This is a genomic window from Streptomyces sp. NBC_00377 (genome assembly GCF_036075115.1).
GTDB lineage: Bacteria > Actinomycetota > Actinomycetes > Streptomycetales > Streptomycetaceae > Streptomyces.
The window spans coordinates 5,708,214-5,730,486 of sequence record NZ_CP107958.1 but is presented as its reverse complement, the minus strand read 5'-3'; the positions used below and the strand labels follow the sequence as shown (position 1 = coordinate 5,730,486).

General features: G+C 72.5%; 19 protein-coding genes, 2 tRNA genes and 1 pseudogene. 9 read left to right on the top strand and 13 right to left on the bottom strand.

Annotated features, from left to right (window positions below; translation table 11 throughout):
• Positions 1 to 2: 2 nt before the first annotated feature.
• The gene (locus tag OHS71_RS25620) at positions 3 to 1,271 is read right to left on the bottom strand and encodes a M6 family metalloprotease domain-containing protein (RefSeq protein ID WP_328484644.1); all 1,269 of its coding nucleotides are present in this window, start codon (positions 1,269 to 1,271) and stop codon (positions 3 to 5) included.
• Between the two features lie 337 nt (positions 1,272 to 1,608).
• Here OHS71_RS25620 and OHS71_RS25615 point away from each other — a divergent pair, with 337 nt between their 5' ends.
• Positions 1,609 to 3,456 carry a putative bifunctional diguanylate cyclase/phosphodiesterase gene (locus OHS71_RS25615; RefSeq protein ID WP_328481674.1) on the top strand — a complete coding sequence of 616 codons (1,848 nt, stop codon included), beginning with the start codon at positions 1,609 to 1,611 and terminating at the stop codon, positions 3,454 to 3,456.
• Here the strand turns inward: OHS71_RS25615 and OHS71_RS25610 are convergent.
• Both OHS71_RS25610 and OHS71_RS25605 read right to left on the bottom strand, forming a co-directional pair.
• The gene (locus OHS71_RS25610; RefSeq protein ID WP_328481673.1) at positions 3,435 to 4,556 is read right to left on the bottom strand and encodes an LLM class flavin-dependent oxidoreductase; all 1,122 of its coding nucleotides are present in this window, start codon (positions 4,554 to 4,556) and stop codon (positions 3,435 to 3,437) included. The genes OHS71_RS25615 and OHS71_RS25610 overlap by 22 nt on opposite strands.
• Positions 4,557 to 4,670: 114 nt before the next feature.
• The gene (locus tag OHS71_RS25605; RefSeq protein WP_328481672.1) at positions 4,671 to 5,402 is read right to left on the bottom strand and encodes a maleate cis-trans isomerase family protein; all 732 of its coding nucleotides are present in this window, start codon (positions 5,400 to 5,402) and stop codon (positions 4,671 to 4,673) included.
• A gap of 503 nt (positions 5,403 to 5,905) precedes the next feature.
• On the opposite strand from OHS71_RS25605, the gene OHS71_RS25600 reads away from it, so the two are divergent.
• The 7 genes from OHS71_RS25600 (at position 5,906) to OHS71_RS25570 (ending at position 11,294) form a co-directional block, all read left to right on the top strand.
• A complete protein-coding gene (locus OHS71_RS25600) occupies positions 5,906 to 6,868 on the top strand; it encodes a D-2-hydroxyacid dehydrogenase (RefSeq protein ID WP_328481671.1) in 963 nt (320 codons plus the stop codon).
• Between the two features lie 147 nt (positions 6,869 to 7,015).
• Positions 7,016 to 7,891, top strand: a complete 876-nt coding sequence (gene ehuB / locus OHS71_RS25595; RefSeq protein WP_328481670.1) for an ectoine/hydroxyectoine ABC transporter substrate-binding protein EhuB — start codon at positions 7,016 to 7,018, stop codon at positions 7,889 to 7,891.
• Positions 7,888 to 8,532, top strand: coding sequence for an ectoine/hydroxyectoine ABC transporter permease subunit EhuC (gene ehuC, locus OHS71_RS25590; protein WP_328481669.1), 645 nt, complete (start codon positions 7,888 to 7,890; stop codon positions 8,530 to 8,532). Before ehuB ends, ehuC begins: the two co-directional genes overlap by 4 nt.
• Complete coding sequence (gene ehuD, locus OHS71_RS25585; protein WP_328481668.1) at positions 8,529 to 9,179, top strand: ectoine/hydroxyectoine ABC transporter permease subunit EhuD; 651 nt, start codon at positions 8,529 to 8,531, stop codon at positions 9,177 to 9,179. Before ehuC ends, ehuD begins: the two co-directional genes overlap by 4 nt.
• Positions 9,169 to 9,948 carry an ectoine/hydroxyectoine ABC transporter ATP-binding protein EhuA gene (gene ehuA / locus OHS71_RS25580; RefSeq protein ID WP_328481667.1) on the top strand — a complete coding sequence of 260 codons (780 nt, stop codon included), beginning with the start codon at positions 9,169 to 9,171 and terminating at the stop codon, positions 9,946 to 9,948. Before ehuD ends, ehuA begins: the two co-directional genes overlap by 11 nt.
• Before the next feature lie 362 nt (positions 9,949 to 10,310).
• A complete protein-coding gene (locus tag OHS71_RS25575; RefSeq protein ID WP_328481666.1) occupies positions 10,311 to 11,063 on the top strand; it encodes an IclR family transcriptional regulator in 753 nt (250 codons plus the stop codon).
• Positions 11,064 to 11,220: 157 nt separating this feature from the next.
• Positions 11,221 to 11,294: transfer RNA gene (locus tag OHS71_RS25570), tRNA-Lys, on the top strand.
• Here the strand turns inward: OHS71_RS25570 and OHS71_RS25565 are convergent.
• From OHS71_RS25565 to OHS71_RS41380, 5 genes and pseudogenes are all read right to left on the bottom strand, one after another.
• Complete coding sequence (locus OHS71_RS25565; protein WP_328481665.1) at positions 11,260 to 13,005, bottom strand: AMP-binding protein; 1,746 nt, start codon at positions 13,003 to 13,005, stop codon at positions 11,260 to 11,262. The genes OHS71_RS25570 and OHS71_RS25565 overlap by 35 nt on opposite strands.
• A 40-nt stretch (positions 13,006 to 13,045) precedes the next feature.
• Positions 13,046 to 13,507, bottom strand: coding sequence for a DUF3592 domain-containing protein (locus OHS71_RS25560; RefSeq protein ID WP_328481664.1), 462 nt, complete (start codon positions 13,505 to 13,507; stop codon positions 13,046 to 13,048).
• An 89-nt stretch (positions 13,508 to 13,596) separates the two neighbouring features.
• On the bottom strand, positions 13,597 to 14,202 hold the full coding sequence (locus tag OHS71_RS25555) for a lytic polysaccharide monooxygenase auxiliary activity family 9 protein (protein ID WP_328481663.1): 606 nt from the start codon (positions 14,200 to 14,202) through the stop codon (positions 13,597 to 13,599).
• Between the two features lie 100 nt (positions 14,203 to 14,302).
• Positions 14,303 to 15,412, bottom strand: coding sequence for an SPFH domain-containing protein (locus tag OHS71_RS25550; RefSeq protein ID WP_328484643.1), 1,110 nt, complete (start codon positions 15,410 to 15,412; stop codon positions 14,303 to 14,305).
• Positions 15,413 to 15,475: 63 nt separating this feature from the next.
• Positions 15,476 to 16,870, bottom strand: a pseudogene (locus tag OHS71_RS41380) (peptidoglycan-binding protein); the annotation flags it as partial.
• Between the two features lie 194 nt (positions 16,871 to 17,064).
• On the opposite strand from OHS71_RS41380, the gene OHS71_RS25540 reads away from it, so the two are divergent.
• A tRNA-Lys gene (locus OHS71_RS25540) sits at positions 17,065 to 17,138 on the top strand.
• 468 nt (positions 17,139 to 17,606) lie between these two features.
• On the opposite strand, the gene OHS71_RS25535 is transcribed toward OHS71_RS25540, so the two are convergent.
• The 5 genes from OHS71_RS25535 to OHS71_RS25515 all read right to left on the bottom strand — a co-directional run bounded on the left by OHS71_RS25535 (position 17,607) and on the right by OHS71_RS25515 (position 22,221).
• Complete coding sequence (locus OHS71_RS25535; RefSeq protein ID WP_328481662.1) at positions 17,607 to 18,266, bottom strand: class F sortase; 660 nt, start codon at positions 18,264 to 18,266, stop codon at positions 17,607 to 17,609.
• Between the two features lie 3 nt (positions 18,267 to 18,269).
• Positions 18,270 to 18,896: a hypothetical protein gene (locus OHS71_RS25530; protein ID WP_328481661.1), complete on the bottom strand. Its 627-nt coding sequence runs from the start codon at positions 18,894 to 18,896 to the stop codon at positions 18,270 to 18,272.
• 103 nt (positions 18,897 to 18,999) lie between these two features.
• Positions 19,000 to 19,779 carry an HAD-IIA family hydrolase gene (locus tag OHS71_RS25525; protein ID WP_328481660.1) on the bottom strand — a complete coding sequence of 260 codons (780 nt, stop codon included), beginning with the start codon at positions 19,777 to 19,779 and terminating at the stop codon, positions 19,000 to 19,002.
• Between the two features lie 160 nt (positions 19,780 to 19,939).
• Positions 19,940 to 20,857 (bottom strand): hypothetical protein, encoded by a 918-nt coding sequence (locus OHS71_RS25520; protein WP_328484642.1) that lies wholly within the window; start codon positions 20,855 to 20,857, stop codon positions 19,940 to 19,942.
• Between the two features lie 101 nt (positions 20,858 to 20,958).
• Positions 20,959 to 22,221 (bottom strand): ROK family transcriptional regulator, encoded by a 1,263-nt coding sequence (locus OHS71_RS25515; RefSeq protein WP_443047046.1) that lies wholly within the window; start codon positions 22,219 to 22,221, stop codon positions 20,959 to 20,961.
• Positions 22,222 to 22,273 lie beyond the last annotated feature (52 nt).

Sequence of the window (22,273 nt, the reverse complement as noted above, 5' to 3'; positions counted from 1 at the left end):
CGTCACAGCTTCTTCCCGGGCGTGATCTTCACCGTCCACTCCCCGGAGCCCGTGCGCCCCTCCACGTCCACCCGTACGCCGTTGCCCGGCACGGTGAAGCTCTCGCCGAGGGCGACCGGGGCGTCCGCGAGGGGCGGGTAGACGGAGTTCTCCCAGCAGGCCTCGGTGCCCGGGTGCGCGTCGATCACCTCGACCGGACCGCGGCCGGACCGGGCGCCGCTGCTGACGCGGTAGACGAGGACGCCGCTGCGGCAGGCCTCCCCGTCGTTGCCCGCCGGGCCGCGGGCCTCGAAGGCGAGCGCGCTCTCGGGACCGGTGCGCACCACCGCGAGCTTGACGCCGTCGCCTAGCCCGAAGGCCGGCGCCCCGGCGGCGCGGGTGGCCGGCCCGCCCGGTGCGGCACTCAGCGGCTCCAGGGTCAGCCGGGTCGGTCCCGGACCCCGTACACACACCACCTGGCGCGGATCCAGCCAGCCCAGCTTCCACTTGTGCCAGGCGAACAGGTCCGGGGCGAGGCCGAACTGGCTGCCCATCAGGTCCCAGTCACCGACGTAGGTGTCCCAGTCGCCCTTTCCGTCGGCGGGGCGGTGGTAGAGGTCGGGCAGGTCGAAGACGTGGCCGGTCTCGTGGGCGAGGACGAGGCGGTCCGGGGGGTGCTGCTCGAACACCGTGACGACCCGTCGGATGTCGGTGCCGTCGGCGTGCAGCGGGGTGTCGAGGTTGACGACCTTCGTCGCGTCCGAGTCGACGCCCGGCGCGTCCGGGTCGGCCACGAAGTAGACGACGTCGTAGCGGGAGAAGTCGACGTGGGGGTCGGCCACGGCGAGCGCGTCGTGCAGATAGGCGGCCCGGCTCTCGGCCTTCCAGTCGCGCTGTATGGCGTAGGCGGTGGACGGCTTCGGCATGCGGATCCAGTGCTTCAGCGGGCGCGCGTTCAGGGTGAACCTGCCGTAGGACGCCTGGCGGAAGAAGCGGCTGGTGGCCGGGAAGTGGTCGGCGGCCAGCTCGGCGGGGGACGTCATCGGGGCCCGGTCCGGGAAGGACAGGAAGACCATCACCGCGTCGAGGGTGCGGGTCGGGCGGGGGTAGGCGGCGTTCCAGGTGTCGACGCCCTCCGAGTGGTGGGCCGCTGTGCGGGTCAGGGCGCACGGGGCGGCGGAGAAGGGCTCGGCGACCGAGGGTCCGCTGACGAGGGAGTTCGCGACCAGTGCCGACAGGGTGGTGAACACGGCCGCCAGACTGCGCGGTCGGGGGCGCGGGATCAGTCGCAGACGTCGCGGCAGTCGCGGCACAGGGACCTCCGGAAGGCGGTTCACGGGACACCGCCACCCAGCCTGTGTGAATTTGTCGTACTACGCCCTGTTTGTCTGCCCCAGACGAGTGAGGAGGCGGAAAGCGGGCATCACCTCGACACCCCCGAAATTCTCACGGAACGTCACAAGCGGTCGTCCGCCCACAGAACCGGGCCAGGTGCGGGCAGAAACGATCTGTCAGAAAGGCCGGTTGTTCGGGGACACTGGGCAGTGGCTGCGCGGGTCCGGGGGCAGCCACTATGATCGGCAGACTTTCCTGCACGGACAGCGATCGAGTGCACTGCGGGAGCGAGCGGTGAGCGGAACGTCCGAAGGGTCGACGCCCGCGGCAGACCTCGAGCGGTCAGCCGTCACAGAGAGTGACATCGAGAGTACGGGAAGCGGGGCCCAGGTCAACCGGCCGGCGGCATACCGTTCCGTCTTCACGGCGGCGCCCCTCGCCATGGCGGTGGTCGACGGCGAGGGCCGCATCGTCGACGCCAACGACGCGCTCGGCGCGCTGCTCGGCGGCGCGAGCGCGGGCCTGGCCGGACGGGTCGCCGCCGACCTGCTGGACCTGACCTCCGACGCCCGTACCGGGCACGCCTACCGCGAGGTGCTGCGCGGCCGCCGGGCGAAGCTGCGCTGCACCCGACGCCTGAAGCAGCCCGACGGGCGCTCGCTGTGGGCGCAGGTCACCGTCCGCCCCCTCGACGAGGGCGTGCCGGGAGTCCTGCTGTCCGTCGCCGACGTCAGCGCACACCGTGACCTCCAGGCGAGGCTGCGGCACCTCCAGATGCACGATCCGGTGACCCGGCTGCCCAACCGGACCCTGTTCTTCGAGCGGGTGTCCGCCGCGCTGGAGGCCGAGGCCTACGAGCAGAGCGGGAGCGGCCGGATCGGCCTGTGCTACCTGGACCTGGACGGCTTCAAGGCGGTCAACGACACGCTCGGTCACCGGGTCGGCGACCTGCTGCTGACGGCCGTCGCCGAACGGCTGACGGAGTGCGCCGAGGAGGCCGGGCGGACCCGGCCCAGCCTGCCGCTGGTGGCCCGGCTGGGCGGCGACGAGTTCGCCCTGCTGGTCGAGGACTCCACCGGAACCGAGCAGCTCGCCGACCTCGCGGAGTCCGTGCTCAAGGCGCTCCAGGCCCCCTTCGACCTGGCCGGACACCGGCTGAACGTCTCGGCGTCCATCGGGGTCGTGGAACGGCACGCGGCCGGCACCACGGCGACCGGTCTGATGCAGGCCGCCGACACGACCCTGTACTGGGCGAAGGTGGACGGCAAGGACCGCTGGACGCTGTTCGACCCCGAGCGCAACGCCCATCTGATGACCCGGCAGGCCCTGGCCTCCACGCTCCGGCCCGCGATCGAGCGCGGCGAGTTCCGTCTCGAATACCAGCCGCTGGTCGGCATGTCGGACGGCCGGCTGCGCGGTGTGGAGGCGCTGGTCCGCTGGGACCACCCGCGGTTCGGACTGCTGTCGCCGAATCGGTTCGTCGCGCTGGCCGAGGAGGACGGCTCGATCGTGCCGCTCGGCCGATGGGTTCTGGCCACCGCCTGCCGGCAGGCCCGGCGGTGGCAGCTGGACAATCCGGACGATCCGCCGCTGTTCGTCAGCGTCAACGTGGCGGTGCGTCAGGTGTGGGACTCCGACCTGGTGGCGGATGTGGCGGAGATCCTCGCCGAGACGGGGCTCGCGCCGCACCTGCTCCAGCTGGAGCTCACCGAGTCGGCCGTGATGGGCTCGGCCGGCCGGCCGCTCCAGGCGCTCCAGGCGCTCAGCGACATGGGCGTGGGCATCGCCATCGACGACTTCGGCACCGGCTACTCCAACCTCGCCTATCTGAGCCGGCTGCCGGTGTCGGTGCTGAAGCTCGACGGGTCCTTCGTGCGGGGCTTCCAGTACGAGGGCGCGGGCTCCCCGCCCAACCCCGCCGACCAGGTCGTCGTCGAGGCGATGATCGACCTGGCCCACCGGCTGGGGCTGACCGTCACCGCCGAGTGCGTGGAGACCTCCGCGCAGGCGACCCGGCTGCGCAGCATCGGCTGCGACACCGGGCAGGGGTGGCTGTACTCCCGGCCGGTGTCGCCGGACCGCATCTCCGAACTGCTCGGGACCGAGTCCGGAACCGAGACCTACGCCGTCGGCAACCCGTAGGCGTCGGCGACCAGTTCGTAGGAGCGCAGACGCAGCTCACCGCGGTGGGCGTGGCTGGTGAGCATCAGCTCGTCGGCGCCGGTGCGCTTGTGGAGGTCGTCGAGGCCGGTGCGGACCTCGTCGGCCGTGCCGCTGATGATGTTCGCGCCCCAGGAGTCGACGAACTCCCTCTCCAACGGGCTGAACTCGTGCGCCTCCGCCTCCTCGGGGGAGGGGAACAGACCGGGACGGCCGCCGCGCAGCCGGACCATGTTGAGGCCGGTGGCCAGGACCTGACGGCGGGCCTCCCGCTCGTCGTCGACGGCGAGCACGGAGACGCCGATCAGCGCGTACGGTTCGGCGAGCACCTCGGACGGCCGGAAGGACTCGCGGTACAGGTCGAGGGCCGGGACGGTGTTCTGCGCCGAGAAGTGGTGCGCGAAGGCGAAGGGCAGACCGAGCACGCCGGCCAGCCGGGCGCTGAAGCCGGAGGAGCCGAGCAGCCAGACGGGCGGCCGGTGCGGCGACTGCACCCCGCCGGGGGACGTGCCCTGGACCGGGCCGGGGATCGCGTGGATCCGTCGGTAGCGGTGACCGTCGGGGAAGTCGTCGTCCAGGAAACGGGTGAGTTCGGCGAGCTGCTCGGGGAAGTCGTCGGCGCCCTCGTGGAGGGTGGCGGTCCTGCGCAGGGCGGCGGCGGTGGCGCCGTCCGTGCCCGGTGCGCGGCCGAGGCCGAGGTCGATGCGGCGCGGGGCCAGCGCCTCCAGGGTGCCGAACTGCTCCGCGATGACGAGGGGCGCGTGGTTGGGCAGCATCACGCCGCCCGAGCCGAGCCGGATGCGGTCGGTGTGGGCGGCGAGGTGGGCGAGGATCACCGCGGGCGAGGAGGAGGCGACGCCCGGCATCGAGTGGTGCTCGGCGACCCAGTAGCGGTGGAAGCCGCGCGACTCGGTGAACCGCGCGAGCTCGACGCTGGTGCGCAGGGCGTCGGTGGCGGTGTGACCGGAGCCGACGGTGACGAGGTCCAGGACGGACAGGGGCGCCGGGGCGCTGCCCTGTGCCGTGCCCCGGATCCCGTCCGCCGCCGCCGTCACATCGCTCGCCGTCTCGTCTGCCGCCACGGGGGTCCTCCTGTTGTCGGCCGTGTGCTGTCCTCCGGCGCATAACAGGAGGGTGTCCCCGTTTATTCCGGACCGCCTCCAGCCCCCTCGCCGGGGGCGGGAACGGCCGGCCGGTCAGACCTGGACGGGCGGTTCGCGGGTGAACAGCGCGCCGAGCCCCGGTGCGTTCACGCGGCGGTCCGCGAGGCGCAGGGCCTCCCACACCGTGACCTGGTTGGCGGTGAGGACCGGCTTGCCGAGTTCCTTCTCCAGGGCGGGCAGGTACGCGACCGTGTGCAGCGCGGTGTCGGGGAGCAGGACCGCCTCGGCGTCGGGTGCGTCGGCCGCCCGTGCCAGGGCGAACACCTCCGCCTCGCCCCAGTCGCCGGCCTCCGCCGCCGTGCCGGTCCCGGCACCGTGGACGCCGGTCACCTCCAGGCCGCCCGCCCGCAGGAAGTCGCCGAACAGCCCGGCGACGTCGTCCGGGTACGTCGCCCCCACGGCGACCCGCCCGGCACCGATCTCCCGGGCCGCGTGCACGAAGGCGAAGGAGGTGGAGGAGGCCGCCATCCCGGCGGTGGTGGCCAGGGTGCGCACCTGCTCCTGGGCGCCCTCCCAGCCGTGCACGAAGCCGCCGCTGGTGCAGGCCCAGACGACGGCCTCCGCGCCGGCCAGCCGCAGCTGCTCGACACCCTTCGTCAGCCGCTCGGGTTCGCCCATCTGCCGCAGCACGTCGACCCGGTGCGCGTCCTCTCCGACGTCCGTGTGGACCAGGTCCAGCCGGATGTCACTGCCCAGGAGCTGCTCGATTCGGGGGTAGTCGTCCTCGGCCGAGTGGCCCGGGTAGAGGAATCCGAGTGCGGTCATGTCCAGCCTTCCTGCTGCTCTTCTTCCGGCAGGACCGGGGGTTCCTGCGGTACGGGAGGTTCCCGAAGTACCCGGGTGTCCGGCAGCCCGGGGGCCACACGCGCGCCGAAGCACCCCCGCTGCCCGAGGGACGCGGAAGGCGCCGCCGCGGCGGCGCTTGTCACGTTCCCATCGCTCGGGTACCCGGTCGGCGCGCCGCCGCCCACCTGGTTCACCTGGTCGGCCGAGAAAGGCCGAGAAAGGCCGAGAAGTGCCGAGAAGGGCCGGGCATGGCCGAGCAGGGCCGGGTACGGCCCGGTACGGCCGAGCGGGGCCGAAAGACGTCGGCGCCGTCGGCGGGCGCCGTGCGCCCCGGGCGCCGTGCTCCCCGGGGGACGGGCGCCCCGGGGGACGGGACACCCAACGAGTGGTAGCGGCGGTTGTGTTGACGACGGTGGGTTGCGGTGCGAACGTGGTCAATCCGCGCACGTCAGGCGCTTGGTCATGAACGTAGGGGGCACCGGATGGCCGTCGTCCCCGCAGGTCTGCCCACGCTTCTCGTGCTCGACGCCGATCCCCTCCCCCGTCTCGGCCGCCTCACCGGACGGGCCCGGGTGCTGCACACCGACGAGGCCTCCCTCGCCGCCCGGCTGCCGGCGGCGGACGTGCTGCTGGTCTGGGACTTCACCTCACGGGCGGTGCGCTCCGCATGGCCCGGCGACGGTCCGCGGCCGGGCTGGGTGCACACGGCGAGCGCCGGCGTGGACCACCTGCTGTGCCCCGAGCTCATCGCCTCGGACACGGTGGTGACGAACGCGCGCGGGATCTTCGACGAGCCGATCGCCGAATACGTCGCCGCGCTGGTCCTGGCGATGGCCAAGGACCTGCCGCGCAGTTGGGAGCTCCAGCGGCGCGGCGAGTGGCGGCACCGGGAGAGCGTGCGCGTCGCCGGGACCAGGGCCGTCGTCGTCGGGTCCGGGCCGATCGGACGGGCGGTCGCCCGCACGCTGAAGGCACTCGGCATGACCGCGGCCGTCGTCGGCCGTGTCCCGCGCACCGGCATCCACGGCCCCCAGGACCTGGACCGGCTCCTCGCCCGTGCCGACTGGGTGATCGCCGCCGCTCCGCTCACCGAGCAGACGCGCGGCATGTTCGACACCCGGCGGTTCGGTGTGATGCAGCCCTCCGCCCGGTTCGTGAACGTCGGCCGCGGGGCGCTGGTGGACGAGGCCGCCCTCGTGGCGGCCCTGGAACGGCGGTGGATCGCGGGCGCCGCCCTGGACGTCCTCACCAGCGAGCCCCTCCCCGCGGACAGCCCTCTGTGGCGGGTTCCGGGGCTGCTGATCTCGCCGCACATGAGCGGCGACACGGTCGGCCGGCACGATGAACTCGGCGCGCAGTTCGTGGACCTGTTCGAGCGCTGGGCGGCGGGCCGGCCGCTGAAGAACGTGGTCGACAAGCAGCGCGGGTACGTGCCCGGACACTGACGTCGACGACCGGCGGCGCCGTCGACCGACGTCGTGGAGACCTCGCGGTGGTCGTGTGGGGCCCGCGATCCGCGGCGCATACGTCGAGTGGTCCTGGGTAGCTGCGCCGCCATGGCTCCACCGACCAGATTCAGTCATCGCACACACATGACCGGAACCACGCGCCGATCGCTGCTCGCGGGGGTGGCGGCGCTCGGCACGCTGGGCGCCGCGGGCTGCTCACGGGTGGCGACGGCGTCGGCCGCGCCCGGCGGTGATCTGCTGGAAAGACTGCGCGCACAGGGTGTCGTACGGCTCGGGATAGCCGGCGAGATCCCCTTCGGGTACATCGACAGGGACGGCCGGCTGACGGGTGAGGCGCCCGAGCTGGCGAAGGTGATATTCAAGCGCCTCGGGGTCGACGAGGTGCAGCCCGTGCCCACCGAGTTCGGGTCGCTCATCCCGGGGCTCGGCTCCCAGCAGTTCGATGTGGTGGCCGCCGGGATGTACGTCAATCCCGACCGCTGCGAGCAGGTGATATTCGCCGACCCGGACTACCAGATGCTGGATGCCTTCATCGTCCGTAAGGGGAACCCGAAGGGGTTGAACACCTACCGGGACGTGGTGGAGAAGGGCGCCAGGTTCGCCACCGGGACCGGGTACGCCGAGATCCAGTACGCCGTGGAGGCGGGTTACGACGAGGGCGACATCCTCATCGTCCCCGACCAGGTCGCCGGGCTGAACGCCGTCGAGGCGGGGCGGGTCGACGTCTTCGCCGGTACCGCGCTCACCGCCCGTGAGGTCGTGAAGAAGTCCGCCAAGGCCGAGGCGACCAAGCCCTTCGCCCCGCTCGTCGGCGGCAAGCCGCATGTCGACGGCGGCGCGTTCGCGTTCCGGCCGACCGAGACGAAGCTGCGGGACGCCTTCAACGCGGAACTGCGGAAGCTGAAGAGGAGCGGCGAGCTGTTCCGCATCCTGCGGCCGTTCGGGTTCACCGAGGCCGAGATGACCGACCTGACCGCGAAGGAGCTGTGCGGCGGATGACCTCCGGACTCTGGGAACTCGTCCTCAGGGGGGTCTGGGCGACCGTTCAACTGCTGGTGTTCAGCGCCCTGCTGGGCGCTGCCGTCTCCTTCCTCGTCGGGATCGCGCGGACCCACCGGCTGTGGATCGTCCGCTTCCTCGCGGGCTTCTACACCGAGGTGTTCCGCGGGACCTCGGCCCTCGTGATGATCTTCTGGGTGTTCTTCGTGCTGCCGCCCGCCTTCGGCTGGCAGCTGGTGCCGATGTGGGCGGGCACGCTCGCGCTCGGACTGACCTACGGCGCGTACGGCGCGGAGATCGTGCGCGGCGGGCTCCAGGCCGTCGACCCGGCGCAGCGGGAGGGCGGGGTCGCGCTCGGCTTCACGCCCGGGCAGCGGATGCGCAAGATCCTGCTGCCGCAGGCGGTGCCGGAGATGATCCCGCCGTTCTCCAACCTCCTCGTCGAGCTGCTCAAGGGCACCGCCCTGGTGTCCGTGATGGGCATGGGCGACCTGGCCTTCAGCGGCAACCTGGTCCGTCTCGCGCTCCAGGAGAGCGCGGAGATCTACACCTACGTACTGCTCATCTACTTCGTGATCGCGTTCCTGCTCACCCGGGTGATGCGCGGCCTCGAGAACCACCTGAAGGCGGGTGTGCGATGAACTGGGACTGGAACGCCGTCCGCGACTTCATGCCGTTGTTCCGGGAGGGACTGCTCGTCACCCTCCAGGCGCTGGTCCTGGGCTCGCTGATCTCGTTCACGCTGGGTCTGGTGTGGGCGCTGCTGATGCGGACCCCCACGCGGTGGGTGCAGTGGCCGGTCGGGATCGTGACCGAGTTCGTCCGGGACACCCCGCTGCTGGTGCAGCTGTTCTTCCTCTTCTACGTGCTCCCCGAGTGGGGTCTCACCCTGTCGGCGATGGCCACCGGCGTCGTCGCGATCGGGCTGCACTACTCGACGTACACGATGCAGGTCTACCGGGCCGGTATCGAGGCGGTGCCCGTCGGCCAGTGGGAGGCGGCGACCGCGCTGAACCTGCCGAGGATCCGGACCTGGCGTGCGGTGATCCTGCCGCAGGCGGTCCGCCGGGTCGTGCCGGCGCTCGGCAACTACGTCATCTCGATGCTCAAGGACACGCCGATGCTGATGGCGATCACCGTGCTGGAGATGCTCGGCCGGGCCCGGCTGTTCTCCCAGGAGCACTTCCAGTTCACCGAGCCCCTCACCGTGATCGGGGTGGCCTTCATCGTCATCTCGTATCTCGCCTCCCTCCTTCTGCGCACCCTGGAGCGACGCCTTGTCCGTTGACACTCTCGAGCAGCCCTCCGAAACCCCCAGGACCACCGAGCTGATACGGCTGGACCAGGTGACCAAGCGGTTCGGGGACAACACCGTCCTGGACCATCTGGACTTCTCCGTGGAGCCCGGCAAGCACGTCACCCTCATCGGCCCCTCGGGTTCCGGCAAGACCACGATCCTGCGGCTGCTGATGACGCTGACCAAGCCCGACGAGGGCACGATCACCGTCGACGGGCAGCGGCTGTTCCCGGCGCCGGAGAAGCAGGTCCGTGAGGTCCGCAAGAAGATCGGCATGGTGTTCCAGCAGTTCAACCTGTTCCCGAACATGAGCGTGCTCAGGAACCTCACCGAGGCGCCGGTGACCGTGCTCGGACTGCCCAAGGACGAGGCGGAGGAGCGGGCGCGCGAGCTGCTGGACCTGGTGGGCCTGGCCGACAAGTGCGACGCGAAGCCGTCCCGGCTGTCGGGCGGTCAGCAGCAGCGTGTCGCGATCGCCCGGGCGCTGGCGATGCGGCCGCAGATCCTGCTCCTGGACGAGGTGACCTCGGCGCTGGACCCCGAGCTGGTCGCGGGCGTCCTCGACGTCCTCAGGGACATCGCCCGCTCCACCGACATCACGATGCTCTGTGTGACGCACGAGATGAACTTCGCCCGGGACATCTCCGACCAGGTCCTGATGTTCGACTCGGGCCGGGTCATCGAAGCGGGTCCGCCGGAGCAGATCTTCGGCTCTCCGGAGCAGGAGCGTACGCGCGAGTTCCTGAGCGCGGTGCTCTGAACATTTCCCCGCTTGCGGTCCGGGGTGCCGTCCGGGCCGCAAGAGGTGAGCTCTGCTCAGGTTCCCAGGTCCCGGCACTGGGGCATGACTCAGGCATATGCCAGGGGGTCGGTGTCGCAGTTGAGGGGCGCGCGGGTGAAACACATTCTCGCCAACACCCCCTCCCATCGGCCCCCTTGGCGGTTATCGTGGAGGTGATTCACTGCCAGGATCAGGTGATCACGGCCATGAAGCGACCAGGGGGGAACCGTGGCGCTGCTGTGCTGCCCCGGGGGACGCCGTGTGCGACAGCCGCTGCGCGGCGGGCCGGGCCCCCGGCCGAACCTGCTCGCGCCCTGCACCACGATGCGAGGTGAGCTGTCATGAGGGTCGAGCCGACCGCGCCGTACCACTCGGCCCAGGAAGCACTGCGCGTTCTCGAGACGGTGGCGCGGTACTCCACCGGTGTCACCGACAGCGAACTCACCCGCCGGACCGGCCTGACCGCGGAGCGGCTGACCCCCCTCCTGCGCATGCTGCGCCGCGAGGGCTATGTCGAGCAGGTCGCCGACGGGGCCTGGGTCACGGGAGACGCCCTGACCCGCCTCGCGTCCGCGCACCTGCGCGAGCAGGCCCTGCGCGACCAGGTCCAGCACGTCCTCGACCGGCTCCGCGACTCCGTCGGCGCGGCCGTCTACATCAGCCGGTACGTCGACGGCGAGGTCACGATCACCCAGTACGCCGACGGCCCCGCCACGCCGTCGGTCAACGAGTGGGTCGACTTCCGCTCCTGCGCCCACGCCACCGCGCTCGGCAAGAGCCTGCTCGGCCAGCTCGACCACAACGGCCGGCGCGACCACCTCTCCCGGCACAAGATGGCCCGGCTCACCTCGCGCACCATCACCAGCGACAAGCTGCTGCTCTCCCGCTTGGAGGCACAGCCGCCCACGGTCCCGGTGCTCGACCTCCAGGAGTACGCGATCGGCACGGTGTGCGCGGCCGTCCCGATCACCGCCGGCGCCACGGCGGGCTGTCTGGCCCTCTCCCTGCCCGTCGAGCACGCCCACCGGCTCCGCCAGGCCGCCGAGACCCTGAACAGGAACGCGGCACCGGTACTGCTGTCCCTCGCGATCTGAGGCCCGGCCGGCGGGCCGTCCGGAGCAGTCCCGGAAGGCCCCGGGAGCAGTCGCGCCGGCAGTCACGCGGGCGGCCCCGGAGTGGTCCGGAGCACTCCCGCGGACCGGGTAGTATTTTCTCCGTCGCCAGCCGCCGAAGGCGGAGGGCGGGAGTCATGCGCCGCTAGCTCAGTTGGTTAGAGCAGCTGACTCTTAATCAGCGGGTCCGGGGTTCGAGTCCCTGGCGGCGCACCGGTGAAGGGCCTCTCGTGGACACGAGGGGCCCTTCGGTTTTCCCCCCGCCGCCGGCGTTCTCGGCGTCTTCCGCCGTCAGCACGCGGTAGGCCGCCTCACCCGGGGGCCGCCACCACACCGGATCGGCGCACCGGACCCCCTCCCGCCGCAGCCGCGCCCGGTGGATCTTGTTCGTGGCGGTGACGGGCATCCGCTCCAGCACCCGCACGAACCGGGGCGCCATCTTCGTCCCCAGGTCGGGCTGGGCGAGGAGGAACTCGGCGAATCCGAGGGGGTCGAACGACCCGGCCAGTGCGGCCATCACCTGGTCCCCGGTCACCGGATCCGGCACCGCGTAGACGGCCACGGCGGCCGCCCCCTCGTACCGGGCGAGGATGTTCTCGATCATCGCGGCGGCCAGGTTCTCGCCGTCCACGCGCAGCCGGTCGTCGGTGCGGCCTGCGAAGTAGAGGTAGCCGTCGCGGTCACGGTAGAAGAGGTCGCCGGTCCAGTACGCGCCGTCCTCACGGCGCCGCTCCGCCTCCGCCGCCGGGTTGCGCCAGTAGCCCTCGAAGGGGTTCGGCCCCCGGTTGACCAGCTCCCCTATCGCCTGCTCCCCGTTCAGGAGCCGTCCGGCCGGGTCGAGATCGGCCGGCGGACACTCGGCGCGCGTCCGCGGGTCGAGGACGACGAGACCGGGCCCGGCCCGGCCGACCGCCCCCGCCGGGGTCCCCGGCGACCACTGCACGGCCGCCCCGCCCTCCGAGGAGCCGTACCCCTCCACCAGCCGCACCCCGAACCGCCGCCGGAAGGCGGCCGCGTCCACCGCCCCCGCCTCGGTGCCGAAGCCGAGCCGCAGCACATGGTCCCGGTCGTCGGGGCGCGGATCGGTGGCCAGGACGTACTGGATCGCACGGCCCACGTAGGTGAAGTACGTCGCCCGGTAGCGCCGTACGTCCGCCAGGAACGCGGACGCCGAGAACCGCCGCCGCAGCGCGACCCCGGCCCCGGCCACCAGCGCGGGCGCCCAGTCGGCGATCACCGCGTTGCCGTGGAACATCGGCATGCAGACGTAGTGCACGTCGTCCCGGCGGACGGAGAACTGCCCGGCCAGCGAACGCCCGGCGGCGGCCAGCCGGCCCTGGGTGCAGATCGCGGCCTTGGGGGCGCCGGTCGAGCCGGAGGTGAAGTAGAGGAGGAGCCGGTCGGCGGGGGTGGCCCGGGAGGGGTCGGGGCGGGCGTCCCCGTAGGGGGCGAGGAGCTCGTCGTACTCCGGTGTGCCGGTGATCAGCAGCCGCACCCCGGGCAGGTCGAGGCCCCTGAGGAGGGGGAGATGGGTGTGCTCGGTGATCAGCAGCCGGCACTCGGTGTGCAGGATGTCCCGGGCCAGTTCGGGGCCCCGCCGGGTGAAGTTGATCCCGGCGACGGCCGCGCCGGCGAGGGCGGCGGCCGACAGCCAGAGCGGGAACTCCGGGGTGTTGTCCAGCAGGACACCGATATGTGGCGGACCGTCCGTCGGCAGCAGGTCGGCCAGCAGGGCCGCACGGGCGGCGGCACCGGCGGCGACCTCGTGGTGGCTGAGGACGGTGTCCCCCGGGTACTCGGTGTCCCCGGGGTTCGCGGGGCGCCCGGCGTCCCCCGGGTGCGCGGGGGTCGCGGGGTACTGGCACCACAGCCCGGGACGGTGGTCGCCCCACCGGGCCGCTACGAGTTCGGCGACGGACTCCATGGCGGCACAAGGTAACTGACGTTGCGTCAGATGTGGAGGGCTACGGCATGAGGCCGTCGGCCTCGGCGAACATCTCGTGGGCGGTGACCATGAAGAGGACACAGAAGGCGATGGCCACGCCGAGGAAGAGCAGCAGGCACCCCGACTCCGCGAGGAGCCTGCCGGGGGCGGGGGCCGTGGCCGTGGCCTCCTCGGGGTGACCGGCCGCGTAGTGGACGGTGACGAGGTCGCCTTCGAGGGTCGTGCCCGGGCCGTTCGCTTCCTCGAAGCGCACGGCCCGGCCCTCGCGGGTGGTGAACTCGTAGACGTGGTGCAGGGTGGTGCTGACCATGGTGTCGCCGCCGCCGCTGGTCGTCGTGTACGACCGCAGACAGCGCGCCTGCGCGGTGCGGCCGCCGCCCCAGGCCCGGGCGACCCGCCGGGAGCGGCGCATCAGACGCCACACGCCGGACAGCAGAGCGGCGATCATGAGCGACGGCACGATGTAGAAGAAGGCTTCCATGAGCTCCCCCGGCGTCCTGGCGCCGGTCTGGTCGTGCCGGCGTGCAGGGAACGTACCCGCGCGCGGGCCCGGAGGAGCTCAAGCGATGCTCAGAACGTGACGTCGGAGCAGGCGTAGAAGGCGTTGGTCGTGTCGGCGACCGTCCACACCGCGACGATCACGTGACGTCCGCTGAGCCCGGACGGCAGCGTGCCGCTGTGCGAGAGGGTGGACGGTGGCCGCTGACCGCCGTAGGGCACGGTCAGGAACGGGGTGAGGTTGAGGTCGGAGCGGGCCAGGTTGTGGTTCTGGTTCCAGCCCTGCCTGGTGACGTAGTACTTGAAGTCGGTCGTGGCGTGCATGGCGGTGAACTGCCAGCGGAAGGTGTAGCTCTGACCGCCGTTCACCCTGGTGGCCGGCCACGCCCCGCCCGACGGGGTCTTCGGGCTGTCGAGCTGGGCGAAGCGGGTGTTGTTCGCGGAACAGATCCGTCCGTCGGCCGCGCCGGACGCCGGGAAGCCCTTGGGGCCCTCGACGCTCTGCGGCTCCCACTGGATGTCGCCGCAGTTGGTGACGGTGCCGTTCTGGCAGAGCTTCTGCCGGCTGACGGGGAGGTCGGTGTAGCCGTGGCCGCTCGCACCCCCGGCGGTGAGCACAAAGGCTCCTGCCGTGGTGAGTCCGAGCGCGGCGGCGTACCACTTGGTCTTTTTGCGCATGCTGCCGCTCCTGGAGAACGTGGGGAGTTCACTGAGCTGAGCTGTGCAGGTCTAGACCAAGTTCGAGATTATTGCCGTTTCTTTTGCATGTCCAGACCAATCACGGCCCCTGTTCTCCGCGGCCCGCGCAGAAGGCGACGGTCAGGTCCTTCACCAGCGCCTTGCGTTCGTAGTCGTCGAGTTCCACGAGTCCCCGCATGGTCAGCCGGGTCACGGTGTCCTCCACCGAGTCCACCACCGAGGTCAGCACGCTCGCCCGGTGCCGGGCGTCGAGCGCGGCGATCCGGCGGCGGTTCATCGCCGCGGCGACCTCGGGGGCGTACTCGATCCGCAGCGGCCGTACCGCGAACACCTCCAGGCCGATCGCGCCCGCGTCCAGCGCGACCTGCCTCGTCAGCGCCTCCCCCGCCGCCTCCACCGAACCGCGCCCCGCGCCCGGCGCCTCCACCGGGACCCGGGCCAGGGCCGCCTCCACGCACTCGCGCAGATAGGTCTCGTGGTCCTCGACCCCGAGCGTGGCCCGCACGGTGTCCCGCACCCGCCACACCACCAGCGCCACCACCCGCAGCGCGACCCCGCTGCCGTCGGCGGCCGGCAGCGGCTCGCTGCGCCAGTGCCGCAGCCGTACGTCCACCCGGCGGCGCAGCAGCAGCGGATTCACCCACAGCAGGCCGGTGCGGCGCACGGTCCCCCGGTAGCGGCCGAACAGACCGAGCACCCAGGCCCGTCCGGTCCGTCCCCGGGCCAGACCGCCGAACCCGAACAGCCCCACTGCGCCGGCCCCCGCGTACGCCGCCCACTGCGCGGGACCGAGCCCGGCGCCCGCGAACGCCGGCAACCGCAGCACCTGCGCCACATGCGTCGGCAGCGTCCCCGCCCACCAGGAGACGGCCACGCAGCCCGCCGCCCCGCAGAGCCCGGCGAACACGCCCGCCGCACCCGGCAGCACCCGGGCCCGTCGCTCCGCCAGGTCCGGGTCGACCTGCGCCACCGGGCGGGGCTTGGCCGGCGCCGGCCGGCGCAGCCGCGGCTGCTCCCCGGTACCCGCCCGGCTGCCCACCACGGCCGGCCCCAGCGGCACGGGCCGCGGTTCGGGCTCGTCGCGGAACAGCAGGTGGACGGGGATCTCGGTGGTCTGCTCGTTCTGGATGAGCCGGGTGGGCCTGGACGGGCCCTCGGGCTCGGGTGTCGGTGATGTGGTCGTGTTCATGCGTGCCTCCAGCCTCCGCGCCAGATACGCCATGACAGTGGGTGGGATCAGGGACCCGGGTGCTCCCGGGCGGGTGACGTACGCGTTGCGCGCACCGGGCCGGAACATGACCCGGCCGGGGTACGCGGGCACGCCCGGCCGCGACGACGAGGCAGGCGACCCCGCCGCGCCGGTCGCGGCTCCGCTCCCGGTCCCCTTACCGGTGCCGGCGCCTGTGCCTGTGCCCGTCCCGGTGCTGGACAGGAGGGCCGTCCCGCCGCCCGGGCCGCTGCCGCCGCCTGGACCGGTACCTGCCCCTGAAGCGGTTCCCGTCCCGGAGACGCGGCCTGTCCCCGGGGACCAGCCGGGGTCGATGTCCCTGCCCCGGCCCGCGGTCAGGAGGGCCCAGGTCCTCGGGCCGGGGATGCCGTCCGCGTCGGCGCCGCGCCAGCCCTGGGCCTGCTGGAACGCCATGGTGGCCCACCCGTCCGAGGCCGACCACCTCGGCCCCGGGCCCGAGGCGTAGAAGCGGGCGCCGCCGCGCTCGACGAGGAGGCGTCCGAGCTGGGTGACGTACCTGTTGTCGGCACCGGGACCGAAGGCCGCCCGCCCCGGGAACGGCGTCGTCGCGGCACTCACGGCACTCACGGCACTCACGGCAGCCTCGGCGCCGGGCTCGGCGCCGCCGCCGTCACTCGTCGCGGTGACGGTCTGTGCCCCGGAGCCGGACGTGGCCGCGGCGGTGAGGCCCTTGTAGCGGTAGGGGACGTAGCGGTCGGAATGACTCCAGTAGGCATAGGGAGTGGACTGCCGGCGTGTGGTCGGGCGGGTCTGCTCGTAGACCAGGTAGTAGCTGTGCGTGTAGTCCGTCCAGCCGCCGAAGACAACGACGTGCGAGCCTTTCTCGGGGTCGGACGGATTGTGGAACAGCAGAATGTCGCCCGGCTGGAGCTCCTCCTTGGCAATCCGCGTCCCGAACTGGTGGAGGCTGCCCGTCCACTCGTTCCCGGACAGGTTCCAGGCCATGGAGACGAAGCCCGAGCAATCCTGCCGGTAACCGTCGTACCAGTAGTCGTCCATGCTGTACGGAACTTCGTCCGACACCCATTCCCTGGCCCGCCGGATGATGTCCGCCCGGGTCGTCGGCGGCGTTCTGACCGGTCCCGTCAAGCCTCCCGGCCGGGCCGGCTGCCCCGCGGGACCGTGCAGCGGCGCCTTGCCTCCCTGGGGGGTCTCAGGCTCGTCACCAGCGGGTACGTCGGGCCGGCCAGGAGCCTGCGGGGCGGCGAGGGCGGGCGCCGCGTGGGCGGCGCCGAGCACGGCGGCAGCGGCCGTCGCGACGACGACGACACGGTGGGCGGCCGGTCGTCCGCCGAACGGGGCGGACGGGGAATTCGATCCCGTCCGCCGCCGGGATACGCATCCGGGGCAGTCGCAGTCGCTCTCGGGATCGAATTCCTCGAATACCGGAGAGCCCATGCGATTCCCCTCACACTCCAGTTGGAAATGTCCGCGACTGTGCACGTCCGCCAGTTTCTCAACTGTCATCCCGACGCGCTCGCTGACGGTCCGAATGATGTACACGGTCCCCGCCCGTCCCCGTGGCCCGGCGACCCCCGGAACGGATGGTCCGGGGCACCCCCGGGGGTCCTGTAGAGTTACGACGTCAGCAGGCGCCGCTAGCTCAGTTGGTTAGAGCAGCTGACTCTTAATCAGCGGGTCCGGGGTTCGAGTCCCTGGCGGCGCACAGACACCGAAGGCCCCTCGCGAGAGCGAGGGGCCTTCGTCGTGTCCGGCGGGATCCGGTGGAGCGGACAGCGGTGCCCCGCCCGGCAAGGACGCGGCCCCCTCCCGACATCCGTCCACATCCTGTCGGGGAACCTGCACTTGACCCATTTGCAGCTTTTACCCCCTCGCCCGGTCCTGTCGCAGGGCCCGCGCCGCCCACCAGGGCGCCGAAATGCGGTCGTCCCCGCCTCCACGGGGTAGGTGAACCCGAGAGCCTCCCGCGCCGGTCGCCGGGTTACTCCCGCAACCCGGGCGCGCGCGGTCGAGGACCGGCCCGGTCGGCGGTTTCGGGGGAGCGGGCCGTCGGCCGGGCCAGGTGGCGGCCGACGCGAGGACGGAAAGGGAATCGGAGGGGAAGGGCGCAGCCGCTCCAGGCAGGACCCCGGTGGTCGGGCGCCGGACTCGGGGGCGGCGGCGGACTCGGGGGTCAGGCGCCGGTGCCCGTCAGATACGCCGACACGATCACGTTGGCCGTGTAGCTGCCGCTCGCCCGGTCGAAGGCGCCCCCGCAGGTGATCAGGCGCAGTTCGGCACGGTCCGGCTGCCGGGGGCCGTAGGCCCGCCGGGCGTCGAAGCGGTTCCGCTGGATCACCTCGACGTCGTCGACGGTGAACTCGGCGACCTTCCCGTCGTCGCGGACCACCCGTACCGTCTCGCCCGCCTTGAGGGTGCTGAGCTTGTAGAAGACGGCGGGCCTGGTCTCGGTGTCGACGTGCCCGACCAGCAGGGCGGTGCCCCGGGCTCCGGGTTTCGCGCCGGCCTCGTACCAGCCGACGACACCCGCCTGGTCGAAGGGCGGAGGAGCGATGCCCCCGTCGGTGTCCAGCCCGCGGGCGACGACCGGGGCCTGCACGCCCAGGTCGGGAATGTCGATGCGTTGCGGCAGCGCCTGCCCCAACGGCTCTGCCGCGGGCGGCAGTTCGGTGCCCGGTGGGCGGCCCACCGCGGCCATGTCACCCGTGGCGGGGGCGGAGGCGCCGTGCCGCACCTCGGTCACCTGGCGCCCCCACAGCCACAGCCCGAACAGCAGCACCGTCCAGGCCAGACCCGTGACGAGGCGGCCGGAAGTGCGTTCGCGGTCGGACATCGGTCATTCCACCCTGCGTCTCCGGTGCGCACCGCGGAACGCGACGGCGGCCGCGGCGACACCCGCGAGCACCAGCCCGACGACAGCCTGCACGGTGCCGGGACCATGACCGTCCACCTGCGCCTCGTCGACGGCGGCGACCGGGGTGAGCGGAGCCGTTCCGCCGCCGCCCGCGTGGACCGGGGCGACGGGAGAGGCGGGCGTGGACGGCCCGTACGGCTCCAGCGGCTGCGACGACTGCGGCGATCGGGGCGACGACTCGGCGGGGGACGATTCGACGATCTTGATGCGGCCCTTCACCTTGAAGTCGACGCAGGTGATCTGTACGTCGTAGGTGCCTGTCCCGATCGAGGAGCGGACCCGGGTGTCGCCGACGAGCGTGCCGCCCGAGCCGCCTCCGCCGACGAGCTGCGCGTCCGCGACGAAGGCGTTCGAGACCGCGGTGGCCGTTCTGCCGCCGCAGCCGCTGACCTTCAGCGTGACCTCGTCGCCGGGCTTGGGCGTGGACGGTGTGACCGAGACGCTGCCGCCTTTGTCTCCGCCGCCCTCACCCGAGGCGTAGGCCGTCGGGACGAGTACCGCGGCGACGACGGCGACGCCCGCACAGAGTGTGATTTTCAGTGAACTCATCGTGAACCTCCAGCTGATGGGAGACTCCCCCGCCGGGACCCGAAGCGCATCTCAGGCGGGGTATCACTGCTCCGTACGGGTGGCTCACGCCGTGTTACGGGTTTCAGATCCGGTCGACGAGATCCGCGATCGAGTCCACGATCTGCGACGGCCGGTACGGGAAGTTCTCGACCTGCTCGGGCCGGGTCAGACCGGTGAGCACGAGGAACGTCCGCATGCCGGCCTCCATGCCGGCGAGGACGTCGGTGTCCATGCGGTCGCCGATCATCGCGCTGCTCTCGGAGTGGGCGCCGATCGCGTTCAGCCCCGTGCGCATCATCAGCGGGTTCGGCTTGCCCGCGAAGTACGGGTTCTTGCCGGTCGCCTTGGTGATCAGCGCGGCGACGGCTCCGGTGGCGGGGAGCGCGCCCTCGGCGGAGGGGCCGGTCTCGTCCGGGTTGGTGCAGATGAAGCGGGCGCCGTTGTTGATGAGCCGGACGGCCTTGGTCATCGCCTCGAAGGAGTAGGTGCGGGTCTCGCCGAGGACGACGTAGTCGGGCTCGTGGTCGGTGAGGATGTAGCCGATGTCGTGCAGCGCGGTGGTCAGTCCGGCCTCGCCGATGACGTACGCCGTACCCTCGGGCCGCTGGTCGTCCAGGAACTGGGCAGTGGCCATGGCCGAGGTCCAGATGTTCTCGGTCGGCACGTCCAGGCCCATCCGCTGGAGCCGGGCGTGCAGGTCACGCGGGGTGTAGATCGAGTTGTTGGTCAGCACCAGGAACGGCTTGCCCGAATCACGCAGCTTCTTCAGGAAGGCGTCGGCGCCGGGGATCGGTACGCCCTCGTGGATCAGCACACCGTCCATGTCGGTGAGCCACGACTCGATGGGCTTGCGGTCTGCCATGTGCGGGATCTCCCTGCCGTGCGCGAGTACGCGGTGGCCGCGCCTGTACGCGGTGCCGTGCCTGCACGCGGTCGCTGCGTGCGCCCCAGCCTAAGCACAGGCCCGATCTTGAGGGAATGGCCGGTTCCGTGGCGTCCACCGGCTGGGACACGACCACGGTTCAGCGGCGTCGGCGGGCCACTCGGCGGGCCAGCAGCAGGAACGCTCCGGCAGTGAGCAGACAGGCGGTGCCGGCCGCGAGGACGGCGGGTGAGGTGAGGCCGGTGCGGGCGAGTTCCTCGGCCTCGTCGGCGAGGGAGGGGCTGCCGGTGCCCGCCGCGGAGGGGTCGGGGGCGGGGGTGGCCGCGAGGGTGGGGGCGGGGGTGGGCGCCGCGGGGTCGAGGTCGGGGGCGGTGCCGACGGGGTCGGGGGTGGAGTCGGGGTCCGGGCGGGGGTCCGGGCCGGCCTCGACGGCGAAGCGGTAGTCGTTCGACTGGCCGATCCAGTCGCCGTCGTCACCGTGCCGCTGGACGACGGCCGCGTTGGCGGTGACGTCGTTGGGCGCGGTGTCCGAGGTCAGGGCCAGGCGCAGCTTGACGGTGAGCGTCCGGCCAGGACCCACGGTGAAGCCGGGGAAGCCGTCGACGCCGTCGCCCTGCGCGGCGCCCTGCCCGGAGGCCGGTCCGGAGGCCGGTCCGGAGGCCGGTCCGCCGGTGGGCTCCTGGACGGGCCCGTCGGTGAACGCTCCGACCAGTTCGTCGTCGTCGGTGGGTTCGAAGCGGACCGGGTGCGGTCGACCGTCGGCGTAGAACTCGAGGCGCGCCTGGGACGGCTTCAGGGTGCGTCCGGCGTCGACCAGGACGACGACCGGGTGGATCCCGTCGCAGGTACGGCGGGTGGTGTTGGTGAGGTCGAGGTACCAGATGCCGTATCCGCCCCCGGCCCGGTAGGAGTCCGGACCCCCGTACAGGCGGGTGGTGAGGGGGAAGTCGGCGCCGTCGGGGCCGGCGCAGCCCGGGCCGGCTTCCGCGTGGGCGGGCGCGGGAAGAAGGGCGGCGGCCACGGCGAGGCAGAGGGAGACAGGCGGGCACAGTCGCATGAACACGTGAGCCTGCACGACGCCCCGCGCCGAGCGGGAACGGCACACCGCACGACCGTACGAATCCCCTCGTTCGGCGGAGGAGGCACCGATCGGTCGGCTCAGCCGTCCCGCCGTCCGAACACCGGACCCAGCAGCAGCTGCGCCGCGCCCTCCGCGACGGCGCGGGCCCCGCCGGGGGCGAGGCGTACCGGCACGGCGCCCTCCCGGGATCCCTCACGGCGCGCATGGGCCTCCAGGACGGCGGCGACCCCCCGGAGGAAGGGCTCCGGAGCGGCCGTGATGGTGCGCCCGCCCAGCAGGACGGCGTCGATGTCGAGCAGCCCTGCCAGGTTCGCGGCGCCCTCGCCGAGCACCCGCGCCGCCTCGGTCACGTCACCCCGGTCCATGGCCGCAAGGCACAGCGCCTCGACACAGCCCCGGTTGCCGCAGGAGCAGGGCGGCCCGTCCAGCTGGATGACCTGGTGTCCGAACTCCCCCGCGCCGGTGCGGGCACCCCGGTGCACGGCGTCGCCGATCACCAGGCCGGCACCGAGGCCCGTCCCGAGGTACAGACAGGCGAAGGAGCCGCGTTCGCCGCCGACGGCGAGGCCGAGCGCGGCGGCGTTGGTGTCCTTGTCGACGACCACCGGCACGCCGAGCCGGGCCGCCAGCACGTCCCGCAGCGGAAAACCGTCCCACTCGGGAAAGCCGGTGACCCGGTGCAGCACCCCGCGCACATGGTCGAGCGGACCCGGAAGCGCCACCCCGACACCGAGCGGGGCCAGGAGGGCGCCGCCCCCGAGGGCCTCCGACAGGACCTCCGTCACCTCGCGGAGCAACGCGTCCAGAACCGCCTCCGCCCCCGCGCCCAGGGACATCGGGGCACACCGCTCGCCCACCACGCGTCCGTCGAGGTCGGCCAGCACCACCCTCAGTTCGTCCCGGTCGAGGTGGACGCCCACCGCGTGGCCGGCCTCGGGGACAAGTCGCAGCACCGTGCGCGGCTTGCCGCCGGTCGACGCGCGATGGCCGGCTTCCGCCGCCAGGCCCTCCTCCCGCAGCCGGGCGGTGATCTTGCTGACCGCCTGCGGGGTGAGCCCGGTGCGCTCGGCGATCTCCAGCCGGCTGATGCCGTCGGGGCCGGCGGCGCGCAGCAGGTCCAGCACGAGCGCGGCGTTGTGGCTGCGCAGGGCCAGCAGGTTCACGCCCGCGGCCCGGCGCGTCACGGCATCGGCCGGACGCTCAGGCGCGCGGCCGGTTCCCGGACCGGGCTCGTGGTCCGGCGGGAGTCCCCAGGAGGACCCCGTGGCGGGCGCTGTACCGGATTCCGGCGCGGACTGCGGCGTGCGGTCCTTGTCGCCTCCGTCGTTCGTCGTGTTCACTCTGCCATTGTCCCTCGCACTTGCACTTTGGCAACAGCGTTGCGAAAGTGGT